Annotated in this window: 20 protein-coding genes; 3 read left to right on the top strand and 17 right to left on the bottom strand. The window is 61.4% G+C overall.

Annotation, left to right across the window (positions count from 1 at the left end; genetic code table 11):
• Positions 1–202: 202 nt before the first annotated feature.
• The 6 genes from hisG to ACY69P_RS02860 all read right to left on the bottom strand — a co-directional run bounded on the left by hisG (position 203) and on the right by ACY69P_RS02860 (position 6346).
• Positions 203–1108 carry an ATP phosphoribosyltransferase gene (gene hisG / locus ACY69P_RS02885; RefSeq protein WP_459900232.1) on the bottom strand — a complete coding sequence of 302 codons (906 nt, stop codon included), beginning with the start codon at positions 1106–1108 and terminating at the stop codon, positions 203–205.
• On the bottom strand, positions 1108–1497 hold the full coding sequence (hisI, locus tag ACY69P_RS02880; RefSeq protein ID WP_462326511.1) for a phosphoribosyl-AMP cyclohydrolase: 390 nt from the start codon (positions 1495–1497) through the stop codon (positions 1108–1110). Before hisI ends, hisG begins: the two co-directional genes overlap by 1 nt.
• 7 nt (positions 1498–1504) lie before the next feature.
• Positions 1505–2560 (bottom strand): dual-specificity RNA methyltransferase RlmN, encoded by a 1056-nt coding sequence (rlmN, locus tag ACY69P_RS02875; RefSeq protein ID WP_459900228.1) that lies wholly within the window; start codon positions 2558–2560, stop codon positions 1505–1507.
• Positions 2561–2727: 167 nt separating this feature from the next.
• Complete coding sequence (locus ACY69P_RS02870) at positions 2728–4053, bottom strand: HD domain-containing protein (protein ID WP_459900227.1); 1326 nt, start codon at positions 4051–4053, stop codon at positions 2728–2730.
• A gap of 82 nt (positions 4054–4135) precedes the next feature.
• Positions 4136–5410, bottom strand: a complete 1275-nt coding sequence (locus ACY69P_RS02865; protein ID WP_462326510.1) for a dihydroorotase — start codon at positions 5408–5410, stop codon at positions 4136–4138.
• Positions 5411–5419: 9 nt separating this feature from the next.
• The gene (locus ACY69P_RS02860; RefSeq protein WP_459900225.1) at positions 5420–6346 is read right to left on the bottom strand and encodes an aspartate carbamoyltransferase catalytic subunit; all 927 of its coding nucleotides are present in this window, start codon (positions 6344–6346) and stop codon (positions 5420–5422) included.
• 428 nt (positions 6347–6774) lie between these two features.
• Between ACY69P_RS02860 and ACY69P_RS02855 the strand changes: the two genes are divergently transcribed.
• Complete coding sequence (locus ACY69P_RS02855) at positions 6775–7563, top strand: septal ring lytic transglycosylase RlpA family protein (RefSeq protein ID WP_462326509.1); 789 nt, start codon at positions 6775–6777, stop codon at positions 7561–7563.
• Here ACY69P_RS02855 and ACY69P_RS02850 read toward each other — a convergent pair.
• Positions 7553–7840 carry an integration host factor subunit alpha gene (locus ACY69P_RS02850; protein ID WP_404844003.1) on the bottom strand — a complete coding sequence of 96 codons (288 nt, stop codon included), beginning with the start codon at positions 7838–7840 and terminating at the stop codon, positions 7553–7555. The genes ACY69P_RS02855 and ACY69P_RS02850 overlap by 11 nt on opposite strands.
• Before the next feature lie 438 nt (positions 7841–8278).
• Here ACY69P_RS02850 and ACY69P_RS02845 point away from each other — a divergent pair, with 438 nt between their 5' ends.
• Positions 8279–9334, top strand: coding sequence for an elongator complex protein 3 (locus ACY69P_RS02845; protein ID WP_462326508.1), 1056 nt, complete (start codon positions 8279–8281; stop codon positions 9332–9334).
• Positions 9335–9520: 186 nt separating this feature from the next.
• Here the strand turns inward: ACY69P_RS02845 and ACY69P_RS02840 are convergent, their stop codons facing one another.
• The 10 genes from ACY69P_RS02840 to ACY69P_RS02795 all read right to left on the bottom strand — a co-directional run bounded on the left by ACY69P_RS02840 (position 9521) and on the right by ACY69P_RS02795 (position 18783).
• On the bottom strand, positions 9521–10375 hold the full coding sequence (locus tag ACY69P_RS02840) for a hypothetical protein (RefSeq protein ID WP_462326507.1): 855 nt from the start codon (positions 10373–10375) through the stop codon (positions 9521–9523).
• A gap of 18 nt (positions 10376–10393) precedes the next feature.
• Positions 10394–11194, bottom strand: a complete 801-nt coding sequence (locus ACY69P_RS02835; RefSeq protein WP_462326506.1) for a sugar phosphate isomerase/epimerase family protein — start codon at positions 11192–11194, stop codon at positions 10394–10396.
• A complete protein-coding gene (locus tag ACY69P_RS02830) occupies positions 11194–12978 on the bottom strand; it encodes a M99 family carboxypeptidase catalytic domain-containing protein (RefSeq protein WP_462326505.1) in 1785 nt (594 codons plus the stop codon). Before ACY69P_RS02830 ends, ACY69P_RS02835 begins: the two co-directional genes overlap by 1 nt.
• Entirely contained in the window at positions 12944–13654 is a 711-nt protein-coding gene (locus ACY69P_RS02825) for a hypothetical protein (protein ID WP_404844008.1), read from the bottom strand. Before ACY69P_RS02825 ends, ACY69P_RS02830 begins: the two co-directional genes overlap by 35 nt.
• The gene (locus ACY69P_RS02820) at positions 13655–14932 is read right to left on the bottom strand and encodes a L,D-transpeptidase family protein (protein WP_459900215.1); all 1278 of its coding nucleotides are present in this window, start codon (positions 14930–14932) and stop codon (positions 13655–13657) included. It lies immediately after the preceding gene.
• 7 nt (positions 14933–14939) lie between these two features.
• A complete protein-coding gene (locus ACY69P_RS02815; RefSeq protein ID WP_462326504.1) occupies positions 14940–15551 on the bottom strand; it encodes a hypothetical protein in 612 nt (203 codons plus the stop codon).
• A complete protein-coding gene (pyrE, locus tag ACY69P_RS02810) occupies positions 15535–16095 on the bottom strand; it encodes an orotate phosphoribosyltransferase (RefSeq protein ID WP_459900212.1) in 561 nt (186 codons plus the stop codon). Before pyrE ends, ACY69P_RS02815 begins: the two co-directional genes overlap by 17 nt.
• Before the next feature lie 3 nt (positions 16096–16098).
• The gene (gene purB, locus ACY69P_RS02805) at positions 16099–17391 is read right to left on the bottom strand and encodes an adenylosuccinate lyase (RefSeq protein ID WP_459900210.1); all 1293 of its coding nucleotides are present in this window, start codon (positions 17389–17391) and stop codon (positions 16099–16101) included.
• A 94-nt stretch (positions 17392–17485) separates the two neighbouring features.
• On the bottom strand, positions 17486–17782 hold the full coding sequence (locus ACY69P_RS02800; RefSeq protein ID WP_404844013.1) for an FmdB family zinc ribbon protein: 297 nt from the start codon (positions 17780–17782) through the stop codon (positions 17486–17488).
• A 617-nt stretch (positions 17783–18399) separates the two neighbouring features.
• The gene (locus ACY69P_RS02795; protein ID WP_404844014.1) at positions 18400–18783 is read right to left on the bottom strand and encodes a rhodanese-like domain-containing protein; all 384 of its coding nucleotides are present in this window, start codon (positions 18781–18783) and stop codon (positions 18400–18402) included.
• 387 nt (positions 18784–19170) lie between these two features.
• Between ACY69P_RS02795 and ACY69P_RS02790 the strand changes: the two genes are divergently transcribed.
• Positions 19171–20364: a class I SAM-dependent rRNA methyltransferase gene (locus ACY69P_RS02790; protein WP_462326503.1), complete on the top strand. Its 1194-nt coding sequence runs from the start codon at positions 19171–19173 to the stop codon at positions 20362–20364.
• Positions 20365–20685: the final 321 nt, after the last annotated feature.

Below are 20685 nucleotides of genomic sequence, written 5' to 3'. Positions count from 1 at the left end.
CGCAAATGGGATTTTTAAGGGCGGTAGCCCTTAAACCGCCGGAGGCAAATCTTCACCCTTCCCCTCTCCTGCTCCCCCCTTCTTCCCAACTTCACCCGCCCTCTCGCCCTCTCGCCACAAGAACAAAAAACCCCGCCTTCCAAAAGGAAGGCGGGGCGTACTCACCATGAATGACGACCGGTCCACTAGGCGGACTGGCGAACTAGATGATCTTATTCAGCGAGTATTCGATGATGCCTTTGGCACCGAGGTCGACGAGCTTGGGGATGAGGTCGCGAACGACGGACTCGTTGACGATGATTTCGACGGAGACCCAGTCCTTGTTCCAAAGGTTGGCCACGGTGGGCGCGGTGATAGCTGGGAGTTCGTCGAGGATGGCCGGAATGCGGTCTTCGGGCACGTTCATCTTGAGGCCGACCATGGACTCGGCGTCGAGGGCGCCGTGCAGGAGCATGTCGATCTGTTCGATCTTCTTGCGCTTAACGGGGTCCTTGAGGGCCTCGGGGTTGGCGATGAGCTGGGCATTGGACTGCATAAGCTCGGCGATGATGCGCAGACCGTGGGCCTTGATGGTGGTCCCGGTTTCGGTGACTTCGACGACGGCGTCGGCGAGGCCTTCGACGACCTTGGCTTCGGTTGCGCCCCAGGAATACTCGACCTGCACGGGAATTCCGGCGTTGTCGAAGTACTCACGGGTGAAGTTCATAAGCTCGGTGGCGATTTTTTTCCCGGCGAGGTCCTCGGGGCGCTTGTAGGGGGAGTCGCCGGCAACGGCGAGCACCCAGCGCGCGGGGCGGTTGGACACTTTGGAGTAGACGAGGTCGGAGACGACTTCGACGTCCTTGTCACACCCTGTTTCGTGGAGCCAATCGCGGCCGGTGAGGCCAAGGTCAAGGGTGCCGTCGGCCACGTAGCGGGGAATTTCCTGAACGCGGCAGAGGTTGCACTTGAGGGCCTTGTCGTTGACGTCGGGAAAGTAGTTGCGGTGGTGCTGCCGGAGCTTCCAGCCTGCGCGGGCGAACAGGGAGATGGTTGCATCCTGAAGGGAGCCTTTGGGCAGTCCGAACTTGAGTACGGAACCGTTACCGTTGGTATTGTTGGCAGCCATTATTTGTAGACCTCCTTGGGGTCGAACACCACCGGGGAGCATTCGTTGATTTCGCCGTTTCGAAGTTCGCGGTAGAAGCAGGAGCGGTAGCCCTTGTGGCAGGCGGCGCCACCGAGCTGTTCGATGAGCAGGACAAGCGTGTCGTCGTCGCAGTCGATGCGGACGGACTTGACCTTTTGCACATGCCCACTGGTTCCGCCTTTATGCCAGAGGGTCTGGCGGCTGCGGCTCCAGTAGTGGGCTTCGCCGGTTTCGAGGGTCTTTTCCCATGCGTCCTTGTTCATGTAGGCGAGCATGAGGACCTCTCCGGTATCGGCGTCCTGTGCGATGGCGGGAATGAGGCCGCCTTGTTTGTCAAAGTCCGGTGCGAACATGTGAATCCTCGTCAATGCGTTTTTATGACTGGGTGTTGTGCTTTGCCTTGAGCTGACCGCACGCCGCCGCAATATCCTGCCCTTTGCTTTTGCGCAGGATGGCGACGATGCCTTTGTCCCAAAGGACTTTCTCGAAGGCGAGCACGTCGTCGTGGTCTGGCGCCTCGAAGGGCGCGCCGGGGGCGGCGTTGTAGGCGATAAGGTTCACCTTCGCCTTGCGTGCTCCCAGCAGTTTGGCCAGCTGCCGCGCGTGCTCCGGCCTGTCGTTCACGCCGCGCAGCAGAATGTATTCGTAGGTGACGCGTTCACGGGGCTTCAGGGGATAGGCGTCCAGCGTTGCCATAAGCTCATCCAGCGGAAGAGCCTTGGCCGCCTTGGGGAGCAGCTTTTCCCGAAGCTCCTGCGTCGGCGCATGCAGGGAGATGGCGAGCTGTGCCAGCTCACAATCCCCGAGCACCTCCAGTCCTTTAAGGATTCCAACACTTGAAACGGTGATGCGGCGTCGCGAGAAGCCAAGACCGTTTGCATCAGTCATGATTGTGAGGCTGGAGAGCACCTCCTGCACGTTGAGCAGGGGGTCTCCCATGCCCATGAAGACGATATTGCGCACGGGGGCGATTTCGTCTTCGTGCTCCGCTATGTAGTCCTGCGCAACGAGCACCTGAGCGAGAATCTCGCCCATGGTCATGTTGCGGGTAAAGCCCATCTGCCCGGTGCTGCAAAAGGTGCAGGCCATGGGGCAGCCCACTTGGCTGGAAAGACACTGGGTGGTGTGTCCTTCCTCGGGGATGATGACGGTTTCTATGAGTTCGCCATCGGCGAGGCGGAGCAGAAATTTTACGGTGCCGTCTTTGCTGACGGCGGTCTTTTCGCGTTCGGGGTACACCACGTCCGCGCACTCGGCCAACTTTTGGCGCAGGGCTTTGGAAAGGTTGGTCATCTCCGCAAAGTTGCGGGCACGCTTCTGCCAAAGCCACTGGAACACCTGAGCGGCCCGAAAACGGGATTCGCCAAGCTGTTGCAGGAACGATTGCAGTTCCTCAAAGGTGAGGTCGAGCAGGTTCGTCTTTGTGTTCATTCTGTCTTCTTTATCCATGGCGCACGGCCTGCGGCGCGTGGTGTTCCCGGTCCTGCGCCCTGTGGCGGCAGAGACGAGAGGACGGTGCGGGCTGACACCACCCGCACCGTGCTGTTCTCATGCTGTATGGTAGCCCGGGGCGCGCGGCCCCGGGCGGTATGATTGTGCTAGGAGAGGTTCTCGCGTTCCTTGTAGCGGATGACGAACTCCACGGCGTCGGGCACGGAGGTGACGTCTCCGGCCACCTGCGCCTGCAGCAGCGCATCGCGGATGAGGCCGACGCTGGGGCCGGGCTGCATGCCGGTAAAGTCCATAATTTCGTTGCCGTTGAGGAGGGGCTCCAGCATCTCCTCGGGCGTTTCGGTCCGCTCCATCATCTTCATGTTGTGGTTGAACTCGGTGTAGTTGCCTTCTCTGGCCTTCACGGCGGCGCGCTCCATCTCGATGATGCGCTTGTGATCGGGAAGAACCATAAAGCGGCGGATACCCTTGTCCGTCAGCATGAAGCTGAAGCGCTTGTGGTAGCGCACAAGGTTGCAGATGAGGTCAATGTCCTCGGCGTCGAAGCGCAGGCGGTTCAGAATTTTTCTGGTGACCTGTGCGCCAACGCGGTGGTGCTGGAAGAAATGCCACTTTCCGGCGAAGTATTCACCGGTGTAGAGCTTGCCCACGTCGTGGAACATGCAGGCGAGGGTGCCCTTCCAGTCGTAGGCGTTTTCCTCGGGGTAGTACTTCATGACCTTGAGCACATGGTCGAACACGCTTTCCTCTTCGTCCTGCACCATGTGCGAGACGCGGGAGAGCGCGGCAACCTCGGGGATGAGGCCATGCAGCAGCTGGCAGTCGAAGAGCAGGCGCACGAAGAGGTGCATATTCTCGGCTTCCACCTTGCGCCACTCGTCCATGATGTCGGACACGGACACATAGTCCAGAATACGGCGCACGCCACGGATGATGGCCAGCCACGTGTTCTTTTCAATGGGCAGGTGGTAGTTGGCGGCAAACCGCAGGGCGCGCACGCCGCGCAGATAGTCGCGCTTGAGGGTATCGTCGGCAAAACCGCTCAGGCACACTTCGCCGCTTTCGAAGTCCTTGAAGCCCATGAACGAGTCTTCCTGCTCCTCCGGCAGGTAGGGGCAGGCAAGGCTGGCGGGAAGCTCGTTGGTCTGCTCCAGATGCTTGAGCAGACGGGGCGTCATCCGCGCCACGCAGTCTTCGGGATACGCGCCGTCCTTGGCCTCGATGGGGTAGAAACGGAAGAGGATACCCTCTTCACGAAGCGCGGCAACGACTTTGGGCTCGTTGGTGTGCTCGATTTCCGGGAACAACTTGTCGAGGCCCCGGAAGTCGATATCCGTCATGATGTCCAGTTCAATATCGGTGCTGTCCCGCATGATCTCACGCTGAAGGCGCGCATTGACGACGTAGGCGTCATAGCCGTTTCGCATGATGGTCTTGCAGATTCCAACTGCGTCCTTGTACGGGTCGCTCATTTATCTCTCCGTTTAGCTAATGCACTCGGGCCGGTTCAAATCCGTGTGAAGGAAGGAACTATATGAAGCTCCAGCAGGAACGTCAAACGACACGGCGTCCTTCAACGTACAGAGCGGCGGTTCTGCCGAGCATTGTTTGCCCGGACAGGGGGGTATTCTTGCCCTTGGAGTGCATGGACCCCGGCGAAACCACCCAGAATTCCTCGCGGTCGTACAGGACGAAGTCCGCGGGGTCGCCGGGGGCAAAGGTGTTGACGGGCAGACCAAAAGCCTTGGCCGGGGCCGTGGTCCACGCGCGGATGAGGTGGTCCATCTCAAGCACGCCCTTGTCCACAAGCTGCATGGTGGCGCTCAGCGCGGTGTCAAAGCCGGAGATGCCGTTGGGCGCCTGCGAGAACGGCTCTTCCTTTTCATGTGCGGCGTGGGGGGCATGGTCGGTGGCGAGCATGTCAATGACGCCGTCGCGCAGGGCCTGACGCATCACCTCCACATGCTCGGCAGGCCGCAGGGGCGGATTCACCTTGGCGGCGGTGTCGTAGCCCTCCACGGCCTCCTCGGTAAACATCAAATAGTGCGGGCAGGTCTCGGCAGTGACAGGCACGCCGCGCTCCTTGGCCGCGCGGATCAGCTCCACAGACTCGCGGCAGCTGACGTGGGCGATGTGGATGGGCAAATTCAGATACTCGGCCAGCAGAATATCGCGCGCAACTTGCAGACTCTCGGCCACGGTGGGTTGGCCCTTGAGGCCAAGGCGCGCACTCATGACGCCCTCGTTGATGCCGGTGCCAAGGGCCATGTGCGGGTCTTCGCAGTGGTCAATGACGGTGAGGCCAAAGTCCGAGGCATACTCCACGGCGCGGCGGAACAGCTCGCTGTTCTCCACGGGCAGGCCATCGTTGGAGACGGCGCGGCACCCTGCGTCCCTCAGCTCGCCCATGGGCGCAAGCTCGCGGCCCTTCAGGCCCATGGTCAGCGCCCCGATGGGGAACAGACGCGGGCCGCCCTGCGGAAACGCCGCGCGGGCCTTGTCCAGCATCTGTTCGGTGACGGCGGCGCAGTCGTTGACGGGGTCGGTGTTCGCCATGCACATCACGGTGCCAAAACCGCCGTGAGCCGCTGCGGTCAGGCCGGTGGCGACGGTTTCCTTCCACTCAAAGCCCGGCTCGCGCAGGTGGGTGTGCACGTCGATAAGAGCGGGCAAAAGCTGCATACCTTTGGCGTCGACAATCTCTGCGTCCGCATACTCCTGCCCGCCAGCCGAAGGCCGAAGCTCCAGCACAACGCCGCCGGAGAGAAGCAGATCATGAGATTCGCCGCGCCATGTGGCGTTCTGAATAACTGTATCGGGTTTGGACACGCTGGCCCCCTAGTCTTTGCGGGTTATGAGGAGAAAGAGCACGGCCATGCGGATGGCAACGCCGGACGCCACCTGATCGAGGATGAGACTGTCGGCCATATCCGCAATCTCGGAAGAAAGCTCCATGCCCCGGTTGATGGGGCCGGGATGCAGAATCTTCGCGTGGGGCTTCATCAGTTCCACATGCCGCATGCCAAGGCCGTAGGTGCGGGCGTATTCGCGCAGGTCCGGCAGCAGGCCGTCCTGCTGGCGCTCCAGCTGCAGGCGCAGGCACATCACGGCGTCCACGCCGGTCACGGCCTCGTCCAGATTGGTGTAGACCTCGACGGGCCACGTTTCCATGCGCGGTGGCAACAGCGTTCTGGGGCCGCAGACGCGCACCTTCACGCCCAGCGTGGTGAGCAGGTGCACATTGGAGCGCGCCACCCGGCTGTGGGTGATGTCGCCAAGGATGAGCAGGGTCTTGCCCTCGAACTCGCCATTCCATGCGCGGCGCAGAGTGAAGGCGTCCAAAAGCGCCTGTGTGGGGTGGGCGTGCCAGCCGTCACCGGCGTTGACCACCGCGCAATTGAGGCGCTCGGCGATGAATTTGGCCGCGCCGCTGCGCGAATCGCGCAGGACGATGGCGTCGGGATTCATGGACTGGAGGGTGAGGACGGTATCCTTGAGGGTTTCGCCCTTGGTCAGGCTGCTGGAGCTTTTGGCAAGGGAGAACGTATCCGCCGAAAGGCGCTTTCCGGCCACGTCAAAGGACGTCTTGGTCCGTGTGGACGGTTCCGCAAAAAAAAGAACCACGCTCTTGCCTTTGAGCGTGGGGACTTTCTTAACGGAACGGGTATTGATCTCCATGAAGGATTCGGCGGCGTCAAATATTCGGTTCGCCTCGTCCACGGAGAGTATGTCGACATCGAGCAGGTCTTTATATGGCCACTTCATCAGGTCCCTCGCATTATGGTGAGGACCGGGATGCCGTCCCGGTCAGAAATCATTAGGTCATCCGTCCGGGAGTATCCTCTACCTCGACTGGGCTCCGGTTTCAAGAAAAAGCCGCGCCAAAACTGCACGCGAATGCAGATCGCAGCCAAACACGCCCAAAACGCGTCGCTTTTTCTCTGCCACACCAAAGAGCGCGCTGCGCCGTCTGTGTGCCCTCGCGCCGGGCGGCGGCAGAACGCGATGCGCGGCACAATGTTCAGAACTTTGCTCTTTATTTTGGACAGATAGCTGCAAAAGGAACATTTGGAACACATGAAGGCCAAGCCACGCGCCGCCGACACAGAAGCGCCGGAAGACGTTGCGAACCCGGCGGGTCTTCGGGTATGAGGTCCACTGGATAGCCACACCTGACCTCATACGGAGCGCCCATGTCCCTTCGCCGTCTTGTTCTGCCCTGCATCGCCGCTGCGATGTGCGCCCTTGTGCTCACCGCCTGCGGCAAGAGCCGCCTTCCTGACGCCTCTCCCCTGCCCCGCACCGAACGGCAGAGCTCAGCCTCGCACGGGCACAAGGCCGGACCATCCCCCAAGGGCACCTTCCGTCCCTACATTGTGGCGGGCAAGCGCTACCATCCGCTGGCCAAGGCCGACGGCTTCCGCCAAGAGGGGCTTGCCTCGTGGTACGGCAAAAAATTTCACGGCAGAAAGACGTCCAACGGCGAACGCTACAACATGTATGACATGACCTGCGCGCACAAGATTCTGCCCATGAACACCGTGGTACGGGTGACGAACAAGGATAACGGCAAGAGCGCGGTGTTCCGCGTGAACGATCGGGGACCGTTCGTCCAGAACCGCATTGTGGACCTGTCCTATACGGGAGCGAAGCGTCTTGGGGTGGTGAAGCCGGGCACGGCTCCGGTTGTTCTGGAAGCCATAGGCATGGCAGGAGACAGCACCATTTCCGTCTCACGCTCGGTGGCGACGGGGCGCTATTACATTCAGGTGGGGTCGTTTACGGTACGCAGCAACGCGGAGCGCCTGCGCGCGGCCCTCAAAGACAGGGGCTACACGCAAAGCCGCATCCAGCGCGCCGAGATAGGCGGCCAGACGTACTGGCGCGTACAGGCAGGCGTGTTTGCGGGCATGGACAAGGCGAAACTCGCCCATGCCCGCCTGAAAAGCCGGTATCCCGGGAGCTTTGTGCTTACGGATTAAGCTCGGCGCGAAACTTCCGGGAAAGCCTGAACACCACGACCTTGCGCGGCGGCAGAACAATGGTCTCGTCCGTCTGCGGATTGCGGCCCTTGCGGGCCTTCTTGTCGTAGGCCTCGAACTTGCCAAATCCGCTGATAAGCAGCGAATGGTCACGTTTGACGGCCTGCTTCATGATCTCCAGCAGGGATTCGACGTGGCCTTTGACTTCCGCTCTGTTTCTGTCGACCTTCTCGTAAATGCTGTCGACGATGTCGGCTTTGGTCAGCGTCTTGCCCATGTGGTCCTCCTCAGTTCCCCCGGTTTTTGATCGTTGTGTATGAATCATCCGGAACGGCCGGATAATCGCAACAGAGTACAATAGTGGCGGGAGCAGCGTGGATGGTACCCGGCGTCGGGTACGATGGCGCCTTTGTGGTCTGCCCGTTCCTCTTGGCGGCCGCCGGACGATTGCGTACGGGCCGAGAGTTCAAGAAGCCGGGGGGACAAGCAGAACCTTTGGCGTTTACCCCACTGCACCTTGGCGGTGCGTCCACGGGTTGCCGGTGCTCACTGTACTGTCCATTTTCGATTTAAGCTCGAGTGCAGCATGAATTTCAGGCTGAGGCCCCGCAGGGCGGTGCCTCGTGAGAAGTCGTGGAGAATACGCGTCGAGCGTAATACAATTTTTACATAACCTTTTTGATTATATCAAGTATTTTTGCTGGACAGCCCCTTTATGTCACACAGAACAGCGCCACCCTTCAGTCACCCGGCTCCGCAGGCCTCCCGGACCAGAATTTGGCCGGTATTCCTGCCCTTTGCCGGATGTCCGTTCCGCTGCACCTACTGCGCGCAAAACACCCTGACGGGCCAGGCGCAGAGTCCACTACACACACTATACGACAATCTCGCGGCTGGACTCAACCGGGCATTGAAAAAAAAGACAAAATCTCTGGAACTGGCGTTCTTCGGCGGCACCTTCACTGCTCTGCCGGAGCCATGGCCTGAGCGCTTTCTTGGCCTTGCGCGGGAGTTCCGAGACGCCGGGCTGATTACGCGCGTGCGCTGCTCCACCCGACCGGACTGCATCACGAAGTCCATGCTCGCCCGGCTCAAGGGCCTAGGGCTGGACATGGTGGAGCTTGGCATCCAGAGCTTTGACGCCGCCTCCCTTGCCGCCTCACAGCGCGGGTACACCCCGCAGGTGGCCCAAAGCGCCTGCCGCATGGTCACAGACGCCGGGCTCGCCCTTGGCGTACAGCTTATGCCCGGCCTGCCGGGCAACACGCCAGACGCCTTTGCCCGCGACATTGACGCGGCCTGCGCCCTGCGCCCGGAAGTGGCGCGGCTGTACCCGTGCGTTGTGCTGCGGGATACGCCCCTTGCCGCCACGTGGCGTGACGGGGGCTACGAGCCGTGGCCGCTGGAGACCACTGTCGCCGCCCTTGGCGCGGGCCTGCTGCGGCTGTGGGAGCACGGCGTGCATGTTATCCGCATCGGCCTTGCGCCCGAGCACGACCTACATTCCGCCATCCTTGACGGGCCATGGCACCCGGCTATGGGGCAACTGGTGCGCTCCGAGGCGCTCTTTCACGCCATTGCCGCCCGCGCGGCGGCCATGACGCCCCCGCCAATCCGCCTCACGTGCCCGGAGCGCTTCCGTAGCGACCTCCTTGGACACAAGGGCCGCATGACGGAGCGCTACGCCGCCATAGGCTTGCCGCGCGCGGCCATCACCTTCCACGGGGGCGACACCTTCCGCCTTGAGTCCGCTCCCTCCTCTTCCGCATAAAAAAGCCCCCGTCCACTCTGGGTGAACGGGGGCTCATCACAAATCGTTGTCGTCCTTCTCTGCTGGACGCGGTTTTCCAATCACAAGAGACACGCACGGCGCAAGCCCAAGGCATGTCTGACACGGCGGATTCTCCGCACACGGCAGGTCAATGTGCTCAAATACGCCCTCGGGGAGCGCTTCGCGTCAGCTTCTGCGCCGCCTGCCTGTGGGCGCCTCCAGATGGGTCACGCCCTCGGCCACAATGCGCACGGGGCCATCAATCCACGCCAGGCTTGGCGCGCCCTGTCCGTCCAGCAGGACCATGGCCGTGATGGTGCTGCCGCTGGGCTGACGCGCCCGCAGCTGGGACGCGCCGCGCTCACGCGCCATAAGCAGAGCCAGCGCCACCGTGCCGGACCCGCACGCGGTTTCCACGTGCGTTGTTGCCGTCTCGCGCACCCAGACCACGGGGGTAATGGCGTAGTCGTCCTCCACAGCTGAATACCACACGCACCCCACCGCCGGACCATCCAGCCCTAGGGCCTCGCGGTAGGACGCGCACGCCGCCACCGGGTCTTCGGGAAAGGGGTGCACTGCCGCGTCAAGAAGCACATGGGAAATGCCATCCAGATGCACCACGGCGCAGCCCTCAGCGTGGCTGTGCAGGCAATCGCTTATGCCCTCAAGGGGCATCTCCACCGCCGCCGTGCCCAGCGCCGTATCCACGCGCACCTCAAGGGGCGCGTCCACGCCGGACACGCCAAGGGTGCCCGTGGCCTCGTCCGCATGGACGCTAAAGGCCGGGTGGCCCTGCCGCACGAGCAAGTAGGCCGCGCTGCGCGCGGCGTTGCCGCAAAATTCGCCGCCCATCATCTCAAGATGCGGCTCACTGCCGCAGGACAAATAGCCCACCTGCTCCGCACCCAGATGAAGCGGGTCCATAAGGCGCGCGGCAAGCTCCGCGCGCTCACGCGCGGTCATCTCCGGCGGGTCGAGGAGAAGAATGGTGGTGTTGCCACCGGGACTGACTTTGACGAAGCGGTACGAAGATGCGGTCATGGCGGCATGTGGCGGGGTTTACAGAAGCCGTGAGAACCAGCCGGGCTGCGCGGCAAGGCAGGCCAACGCGTCGGCAAGGGCGGCTTCCGTGTGGGGTTCAAAGGTCACGCCGGGGCGTAGGTCCTGCCGCTCCAGCGCGGCAAACAGCCGGTCAAAAGGAATCTTTCCGCGCCCGATGCCACTGTGCTGGTCGCCGGAACCATCGTTGTCGTGCAGGTGCATATGGCGGATATGCGGCCCCAAAACGTCCAGCCAGTGTTCAAGGTCATCCTGCGCCGCGCCGCCGCCAAAGCTGTGCCAGTGCCCAACATCGAAGCACACGCCCACTTTGGGGTGGTCTATGGCGTGGACAAGGGCGGCAAGGGTGTCCGGAGCGCTTTCAAAAACATTCTCAAGGCACAACGTGGGATGCTCCGGCCATGTGGCGAGGGTCGTCCGCCACGTCTCCACGGAGTGCTCCAGCCATGCCTCGTATAGCCCGTTGTAGAGCCGCGTGGAGTACATGGCATGCCCCACCATATGCCGGGGAGCATACAGGGCGGCAATCTCCAGCGCCTGCGCAAGGCGCGTGCGCGTGGCCCCGGCAATAAGCGCGTCCGGGCTGCCGGGATGCAAATCATGAAACGGCAGGTGCACGCCGCAGGTCAGCCCGGCATCGCGCAGGCGCGCGGCGGTCTGCCTGTGCCACGACATGGGCAGCGTTTCAATGGCCACCGCGTCAATGCCCAGCTCCGGATGCAGGCCCTTGTCCAAAAACAACGCCACATACCGCTCATCCGCCGCCGCATAGGATAGGGGCAAATTGACGTAAAACGGCATTACGGCATGGCTCCCAAAAGGTTCACGGCCTGCAGGGACGGCACATCCCCAAGCAAGGTCATGTGCCCCACCTCGCGGAAGGTGGTGGCCTGCCGCAAGGTCAGGGTCAGGCTCTGCCCGCGTACAAGGGACACGCGGCCATTCCACGGCACGCGCTCCTCATCCACGGTGGCGACAAGCTTGTCGCGCTTGCCATTGCTCCAGATGTCCGTGAGCTCGTAATTGCCTGCGGGAAGGCGCATCAGGTTGCCGGGGTGCCACGGCACCAGATGCCTGCGGCCATCGTTCCCGCGCAAGACCACGGCGTTGATGCGCCGGGGGCGGATATTCAGGTAAAATTCCGTCCGCTTTTTGCCTTCGGTTTCGCGGACCACGCGGCAGCGCGTCAGGCCGTCTTCATGCTCCACAAAGCGGCCAAGAAAAATGTCCGGGTCGAGGATGATTTCCTGCCCCATATCCTGCCCGCTGTTGTAGCCGCGCTGGGAGACATAGCCCTTGAAATTGAGCACCTCTTCCTTGGGCGGACGCACGCCGTCCCACACGCCTTCAATGACAAACTGGTCCCCGTCCACCGTCTCCAGCGTTTCGCCCGCCGGAACAAAGTGCAGCTTCTTGTTCAGCCAGCACACAAACAGCGTCCGTCCCGGACGCGGAGGCGCGCCGCGCCCGGCAATGGCGGCGGCATCCGGGCACGCCACCGTGACCTCACTCAGGCGCTTGCCGTCGGCGCGCACATCCAGCGAGGAAATAGGGGTCAACGCAAGGCGCGGGGTCTCAAGGATGTTCACGCCCGGACGGTCCGAGGCAAACACCGCCGGAGCGGGCTCCCACTCGGGATTGTCGTCCGCCGGGGCCGGTTCGGCCTCAATGCGCGAGCCCTGCGGCACCGTCAGCGTCAGGGTGCGGCCGGGCACGACCTTGCGGCCGTTGACCTTCACAAGCCCCGCTTTGCGCGCGTAGCGGTCGATTTCCGCTTCGGTGACGCGCGGCAGGGTCATGTGCACGCCATACTGCTCCAGTACCAGCGACGTGGCCCGAAGCTGTTGGATAACCTTCCACCCCACCTGAATGATGTCCTTGCTGACCTCAATGGCCAGCGCAGGGATGCCCACATCCTTAAGGGCGTGGTAGGTCAGCGACTTGCGCTGCTCCGGGTGGGTGGTGTTGTTGGCGAAGGTGTTCGTGTTGAACAGCGTAAAGCGGTAATCCGGCACGATGGTGGCGTTGAGTTCCGTCAGAACGGTATTGGCTACCTTGGCAAGATTGATGCGGTTCTGGAACACCGGGGTGTCGATGATGATGGACTGCCCGTAGCGCTTGGGATTGCGCAGGACGTCTTCGTAGGTGGGGCGGTAGAATCCCGACCCTTCGTGCAGGTGAATCAGGGCGTCAGAGCGCGAGAGCAGATAGCGGATAACCCGCGCGAGGCGGTCTTCGTAGAAGGTGTTGTAGTCTTTGTCGAAGCGCCGGTTCAGGTCCACGTTGATTTGACGTTTACGCACGTGCACCGTGGGCACGTTGGCCCGGGGCACAATGAGCAGCGTACCGTTATCAACCTTGGCGCGGGTCAGGATTTGCGCGGTCAGATAGCCCGCGGCTTCGTCGCCCTGAATGCCGCCCTGCACCATCACCGTGGGGCCGGGGGCCTTGCCGCGCAGGACGTGCACGGTCAGCGGGTACTGCGTCCCGCTAAAAAATGTATGCGACTCGGCATGCGCCAGCGCGGCGCACACCACAACAAGCAGCAGACTAAGAACGAATGTACGACAGCGGATACGTCTCACTGAACAGCGTCTGCCCCGACGAATTCTTGATGCTCAGGCGAATGCCGAACACCTTTGCCATCGAGGTCTTGCCCGGAATGTTAAAAGCGGTCTGAATCTTCTTAAACCGCTGAATCTGGAATTCCAGATCGTCCTTATTCACCTTGGGGCGCAGTTCGTTGCCGTCCGTGGTCAGCAGCGACACCCCCACCACGCCCGAAATGGACCCGGAGGATATGAGGTTGTTCAGGTTGAAGGAAATCCTGATTTTGCTTCCGGCAACCTTGGCCTGCAGGTTGTCCACGCCCACCTGCTGCAGGTCCACTCGCTTAAAGAGTCGGCGCAGGTCAACCGGGGGCTTGGCAGGCTTGGGCGGCGTTTTTTCGCCGGAAGACACCGTGCCCAGCAGCGCCTGCAACTCTTCGGGATCGTTGGACTTGAGGATGCTGTCGATGTTCTGCAGCCGCTCCAGTTCAATGCGTGCGTCGCGCAGTTCGCGCTGGGTGGAGGCCAGCTGCTCCTTAAGGTCGGCATTCTCGGTCCAGAAGGTGAATCCGGCCCAGCCGCCAGCCGCGGCCACCACGCACAATATGAGCAGCAGATAGACAAAGGTCTTCAGCCACAGCGGACTCAGGCGATAGCGCCGCACGGGACTGTTGTCCCGCATCATCAGCACATTGTACTTGGCGTTGCTCATTTACAGATGTCTCCAGTCTTCACGGACAATCTTCCAACCGCCAGCAAAGGGGGCAAAGACGAGGGTCTTGCGGCCATAGTCGCTGTAGCCGCTGGTGGCGGCGTAATCCTGACGGAAGGTGACGGCAATGCCGTCCGCGGCGATGGCGTAGCGGACATCCTCCAGCGCAACGCGCTCGGGCGCGGAGCGGGACCAGACGTCCTTCTTGTGCTGGACAATGGCGCGCAGACCGGCGCGGCCGTCCTGCGTGGCGTCTTCGTCGTAGAACGCGCGGTAGGCGTCAAGATCGCCCTTTTCCCACGCGGCCCGCCATGCGTCCACAAGGGGCTCCACCGCCTTGCGGGAGTCGGCAAGGTAAGCGTCGTTGAGGGTGGTGGGCGTGCGGAGCCATTCACGGCCCACAATGCGCAGGTCACCAGCCTCGTCATACTGCCAGTACAGACGCTTTATGCCCTCCGTCACCACGGTGGGCGTACGGTAGTACTGGCGGAAATAGGTCACCCAGTAGTCCGGTCCGGGCAGCACGCGGATGTCGTCCACCATCACCCGAATCCACGGATAGGTGGCAAACAGGCGCTCCTTGCGGCTTTTGAAGGCGGCAAAGTTCTTGCCCTGCGACCTCGTAAAGCGCTCCGGGTGATAGAACGCGAAAAAGGCGTCGGACTTCGTCTCCCACGCATGCGCCCAGCCCCGCACCTTGCCCACAAGGGCGTCAATGGTCTGATCCATTTCGGACGGCGTGGTGGGCATGCCCTCGCTCACGCGCATGGTGGTGGTGATGGCCACAGGCAGCCCTGGCGCAATCTCGTCCTGCACGGTGTGCAGGTCCGAGTCGGACAGGGCCACACAGCCCTGCGTGTCGCGCGGGGTCAGCGGCTTGCCGCGTCCATGGATCCAAATACCATAGCCCGTTTTGCCCTTGAGCTTATCCACAGGGTTCGGGAAATTGAGCGTAAACGCTTGGTCCCCGTACAATTCGTAGTTCAGGCCACCTTGCAGGTGGCGCTCCACGAAATAGATGCCCTCCGGGGTGCGCAGGTCGCCCTGACGCAGTTTGTCCCCTTTGCGCTGGCCCGTGGTGCACGGCAGGTTGCGCACCTGCCGCAGCGGGCTGTGCTGCGTATACACAAAGAATTTCTGCGCCGTCTTGTCGATGGCCAAAAACTTCTGGGGCAAATTGGGATGACTATCCAGAGTGGCGTTCCACCCGGAGGCCCAGGACGTACCAACCATGCACAGGATGGTCGCGAGTGTGATGATGCTGATGCGTCGGTTCACTAGGTCTCTACTTGTAGTTCTGCCAGTCGAACGCCACCCGGCCGGCCGGACCCGAGACCATAAGGCGCACCGGGCCCGCTGACAGGGGCTCGAAGCGGATAAAATAATACTTCTGCCAACGAGTGTGATGGGGGAAGAATGCCGCCAGCCGCTCGGAGGACCAATCCTCTTCCAGCAGGGGGCGTACTTCCTGTGGCAGAACGGTTCTGCCGCCGTTTTGTACGGTAATGCGCCACGTCTTCAGCCGCGGCGCAAGGCGCGTCAGTTCGCGCTTCGCGCCAGAGACGGCCACGATGAACGTTGTTTCGCGCTCATGGGCACGCATCTGGTCGTCCAGAAAGTCCTGCTGCTCCTGTGGGGTCAGACCATAGACCTCGCCATAGCGCTGGGCGTAGGCCTCGCGCCAATCGCTGGACGCAAGGGTAGCCACGGCGGTGAACTCGGCATTCACCCCGTCGTACAAGGTCTGGGAGCGCGACCACGTCCGCGTTGCGGCAACATAGGGGTCGTTCAGGTCCGGCCACAGAAAGTCAACAGCCTGCCGACCCTCGACGCTACACGCACCAAGGGTCAGGCAGGTGACAATCAATAAAAGGAGCTGTTTAGTCCTTGCCCGCATCGAGCAGTTCTCTCCGGGTGAAGATGGAAGTCAGTTCCAACCCGGCTTCTTTCAGGTTCTCCCTGCCGCCTTCCTCTCGGTCCAGCACGCAGATGACGCCGGCAATGTCCAGCCCTGCGTCGCGCACGCGCTCGCAGGCTTTGACAAGGGTGCCACCCGTGGTCACCACATCTTCAAGCAGGACGACCTTGGCGCCCTTTTCAAAGTTGGCCATACCTTCAAGGTACTGATTCGTGCCGTGGCCTTTGGACTTTTTGCGGACGATAAAGCCGGGAAGCGGACGGCCTTCCACATAGGAAACAACGGTAACCGCGCTGATAAGCGGGTCCGCGCCAAGTGTCATGCCGCCCACGCCATCAATATCATACTCTTTCAGCAATTCCAAAAACAGCTTACCGATAAGCCATGAGCCCTCCGAATGCAATGCAGTCTGCTTGCAGTCGAAGTAATAATCGCTCTTCTTGCCGGAGGTGAGCGTTACCTCGCCCTCCATGTAGGACTTCTCCAGCAGGATTTTGGCCAGTCGTTTTTTCAGATCATTCATGGCTTACTTGAACACCCTGTTAAAAATGAGGTCTTCATGACGAAGGTAATAGCCGTGGTCAAAGATTTCGTCCAGTTTTTCAGCGCTCAGGCGCGACGAAATCTCGGCATCCTTCCGGGCCTCTTCCGGGAACTGGAGCTGCTCGTTCCAGCAGCGCATGGCCACGCCCTGCACCATTTCGTAGGCCTTCTGGCGCTCAAGGCCGGTCTCGATAAGGGCAAGGAGCACCCGCTGCGAGAAGTACAGCCCATAGGACGCGCGCAGATTGCGGTCCATGTTGTGGCCGTTGACCTTAAGGTTGGCGATAAGGCCGCTCAGGCGGTTCAGCACGTAGTTGGCGAGGATGGTGGAGTCCGGCATAATCACGCGCTCCACGGAGGAGTGGGAGATGTCGCGCTCGTGCCACAGGGCCATATTTTCCATGCTGGCCATGGCGTTGGTGCGCATCAGGCGGGACAGACCGGTGAGGTTCTCCGCGGAAATGGGGTTCTTTTTATGCGGCATGGCGGAGGAGCCTTTCTGGCCCTTGCTGAAGCCTTCCTCGACTTCCAGCACCTCGGTGCGCTGCAGGTGGCGCAGTTCCACGCACAGGCGCTCCACGCCGCCAGCCAGCAGGGCAATGGCAGTGAAGAAGGCCGCGTGGCGGTCGCGCTGGATAATCTGGGTGGAAATGGGATCCACATCCAGCCCCAGCAGCTCGCAGGCCACCTGCTCCAGCTCCGGGGTCAGGTGGGCATAGGTGCCCACTGCGCCGGAAATCTTGCCGACGCTCACGCCCTTCCATGCATCAAGGAAGCGCTGCTGATGGCGCTTAAACTCGGCGTAGAAGCCCGCCATCTTGAGGCCAAAGCTGGTGGGCTCGGCATGCACGCCGTGGGTGCGGCCCATGGCGAGGCGGCCCTTATTGTCATTGGCCAGCGTCTTGAGGGTCTCCAGCAGGCGCTCAATGTCCCCCGCGATGATCGCACCGGCGCGGGACAGCAGGACGCCATTGGCGGTGTCCACAATGTCCGAAGACGTGCAGCCCAGATGGATAAAGCGGCTGGAGGGGCCGACCTTTTCCTCAACGGCGGTCAAAAAGGCGATGACGTCGTGCTTGGTGCGCTCCTCAATTTCGAGGATGCGGTCCAGCTCAAAGTCCGCCTTGTCGCGGATGATCTTCATGTCCTCTTCAGGGACGACACCGAGGCGGCACCACGCCTCGCACACGGCAATCTCCACTTCCAGCCAGACCCTGAACTTGTTTTCAAGAGTCCACAGGTTCCCCATCTCGGGGCGGGTGTAGCGTTCGATCATTGCACGATTTCCGGATGTTAGATGGTGGTCGGACCGGCAGGAGGCCGGAATTCCGCAAAAAAAAAGGCAGCCAAATAGCTGCCTAGCGCCGCGGCTACGCCTGCGGCGAAGATTGCTCGGCCTTGCTCGGGGCAGAGTCCTTCTTGGCTGGTTCAGTCGAAGAAGAGTCCTTACCGCCGGCAACGTCGGATTTGGCGCTGCCGTGGCTGCCGCCCTGGCAATAGTCGGTCACATACCAGCCGCTGCCCTTCAGGACAAAGCTGGTATTGGAGATGAGTCGCTGCGACGCGCCGCCGCAGACGGGACAGGGCACTTCCTTGTCGTCGAAGTTGCGCTGCCACTCCTCGAAAACTTGTTTACAGTCGTTACAACGATACTCGTAGATTGGCATTGAAATCACCTCATGCGGTCGTCTGGTATGGTGTCCAGTCGGTAAGTACGCCGCGCAAGGTTGTCAAGATTTCGCCCGTTGAAAAATACAGCGAGCAAGCGCTGGACGGGGCAGCCCAAAGAGGCGCCCCGCCCGGCAACCGCGCGGAAATGTGCTACTTCTTTGCAGAAGCCTTCGCTTCCTTGATGCGGGTCTTGATGCGATCGGCCTTGCGCTTACGCTTGCGGTCGAGTTCCTTCTTCCGCTCGTGCTTCTTATGAGCCATTATGGATTCCTCCCTTTCATGTCGATTTGAAAACAAGAGTGTTGCTCTACCCGCAAAACAGGGAGCTTGTAAAGTCCTGGGGCCCCCGCTGTGTGGGCCTACCCCTGCCAAAGGGCGGCCACTGCGCCTTACGCGGAAAGCTCTTTCCCCATATTACAGGAAAATAGCGCAAACATGCCGTGGGCGCAAGTTTTCCGCGCTTTGCCCTGCCATGCCGTGCTGCGGGAGGGCGCCCGCCCATGGCGGCGCGGGCAATAGGGGGCTGTACGTCGGCGGGCCTTCAGGATCGGATGGGGCCGCCAGACGTCCGGCCCCATACACTCTCATCGGCAGGCGGAGAGGTTCTCCATACCTAGCAGCACACGATTTTTGCCAGAGGTCCGGGCTTTAATGCGCAGGCGAACACGTCCGTCCCCACACTCAGTCCCTTCACTTCCTCGTAGCCCTGCTCCAGCAGATACACATAGGCCATGGCCGCGCGGAACATGGTGGCGCAAAACGGCACGATAAACTTGTCCCGCGGCACCTCGTCCAGCCGGTCGGGCAATTCATTAATGGGAATATGCTTGGCAAAGGGAAACGTCAGACAGCCCACTTCCTCATCCGCACGCACATCCAAAAAGAAAAAATGGTCGTTCTTGATGACCTTGAGCGCTTCGTCCACGCCCATGCCGTACTGACCGGTGGCAAAGAATTCAAAATCCATTTCCTTGAGCAAACTTCCTAGCGAATCCATCCCGTCCTCCTAAGGATTACAACGGCCAGCCCCTCCGGCATCAGCGCCGTAGCGGCGAAGACCATCTGTCTCAACACGTTCCCCGTCATAGCGCGCCGTGGACGGAATGTCACTTGTTCATCCAATAAAACCAGATGATTATCCGCATTATGAACACAATGAACATCCTACGTCATAGCCCAATGCACCGCCGCACAGCCACACCGCAGAGCGCTCCTCCGCATCTTCCATCCCCCTGATGTGCCACAGAAAGTCCCGCCAGAAGCCGCACTTCATGCGTGCGGCGCACCAGCGCCTTGCGCCGAGCGCAATCTTGATGGTACGTGGGCACAGCCGACCGCATGGTTGGAGCACAACATTCAATTCCTTTGTGGTATCCTCTACAGCATGACAAACATCCGACTGAAAAAAGGCAGGGAGAAATCCCTGCTACGCTGGCACCCCTGGGTCTTCTCCGGGGCAATAAAGACAATCGACGGCGATCCCGCTCCCGGTGAGACCGTTCGCGTCGAATCCCAAAACGGCGACTTTCTTGGCTACGGCTCATGGTCGCCCAAATCGCAAATTCAAATCCGCATCCTCAGCTTTACGGAATCCGACACCATCGACGACGCATTCTTTCATGAGCGCCTCAAAGCCGCTGCCGCCCTGCGCCGCGAACCGGGGTCCGATATTCCAGAACGCGCCTGCCGCATCGTCAACGCGGAAAGCGACGGCCTGCCCGGCGTCATCATCGACCGCTACGGCGACTTCGCCGTGTGTCAGTTCCTGACCACTGGGGCGGAATACTGGAAACACAGCATCGCCGCCTCTCTCATGGACATCCTGCCCGGCCTGCGCGGCGTGTACGAACGCTCCGACGCTGACGTGCGCGGCAGCAAGGAAGGCCTCAAAGGCGACTCCGGCGTACTCACAGGCGAAGAGCCGCCAGAGCTGGTGGAAATAGACGAGCTGGGCGTGAAGTTCCTTGTGGACGTACGCCACGGGCACAAGACGGGCTTCTACCTCGACCAGCGTGAAAACCGCCGCCTTGTCGGCGCGCACAGCGCCGGGCGCGACGTGCTGAACTGTTTCTGCTTTACCGGCGGATTCGGCGTGTGGGCCCTTGCTGGTGGCGCAAAAAGCGTCATCAACATCGACACCTCCGGCGCTGCGCTGGATATGGCGCGCCGCAATACCGAGGTGAACGGCCTCGATGTGGACAAAGCCGAATTCATGGAGGCCGACGTCTTCAAAGCGCTGCGCCGCTTCCGCAAGGAAGGCCGCACCTTCGACGTCATCGTCCTCGACCCGCCCAAATTCGTGGACTCGCGCCGCTCCCTGAAGCAGGCCTGCCGTGGCTACAAGGACATCAACCTGATTGCCTTCCACCTGCTGCGCCCCGGTGGCACCCTGTTCACCTACTCCTGCTCCGGCCTCATGGAATCGGACCTGTTCCAAAAAGTCGTTGCCGGCGCTGCCCTTGATGCAGGGCGCAAAGCACAAATCATCCGCCGCATCGGTCAGGCCCCCGACCACCCTGCGGCTCTGAGCTTCCCGGAAAGCCGCTACCTCAAGGGCTTCACCGTCCGCGTCGAGTAGTCCCCTCCGGGCACACGCACCACCAATCCCCCCCGCTTCCGCTGGAACCGGGGGGGATTTTATTTTCTCAAGCCCACGCGGATCTCACACAGCCTCGCCCTCCCCCAGAACGCCTTCCTTCTAGCGTAGAGTTGCCCATGACTCGGAGAGACGTGTCGTCGCCTTATACACCCCGAAACAGGGGTGACACTACGGTCCGGGAACAGAGGGAACAGAGGGAACAGATTCTGGCGGTACAGGTTGCCCCTAGGGCCTGCCCTCCCTGCTCACACCAGAAACGAAGCCCCGACATCCCCCCCGCCACCAGCCCCCTCTTTTCCC

Source organism: Desulfobaculum sp. (genome assembly GCF_054921475.1).
This window is presented reverse-complemented; position numbering and strand designations above follow the sequence as displayed.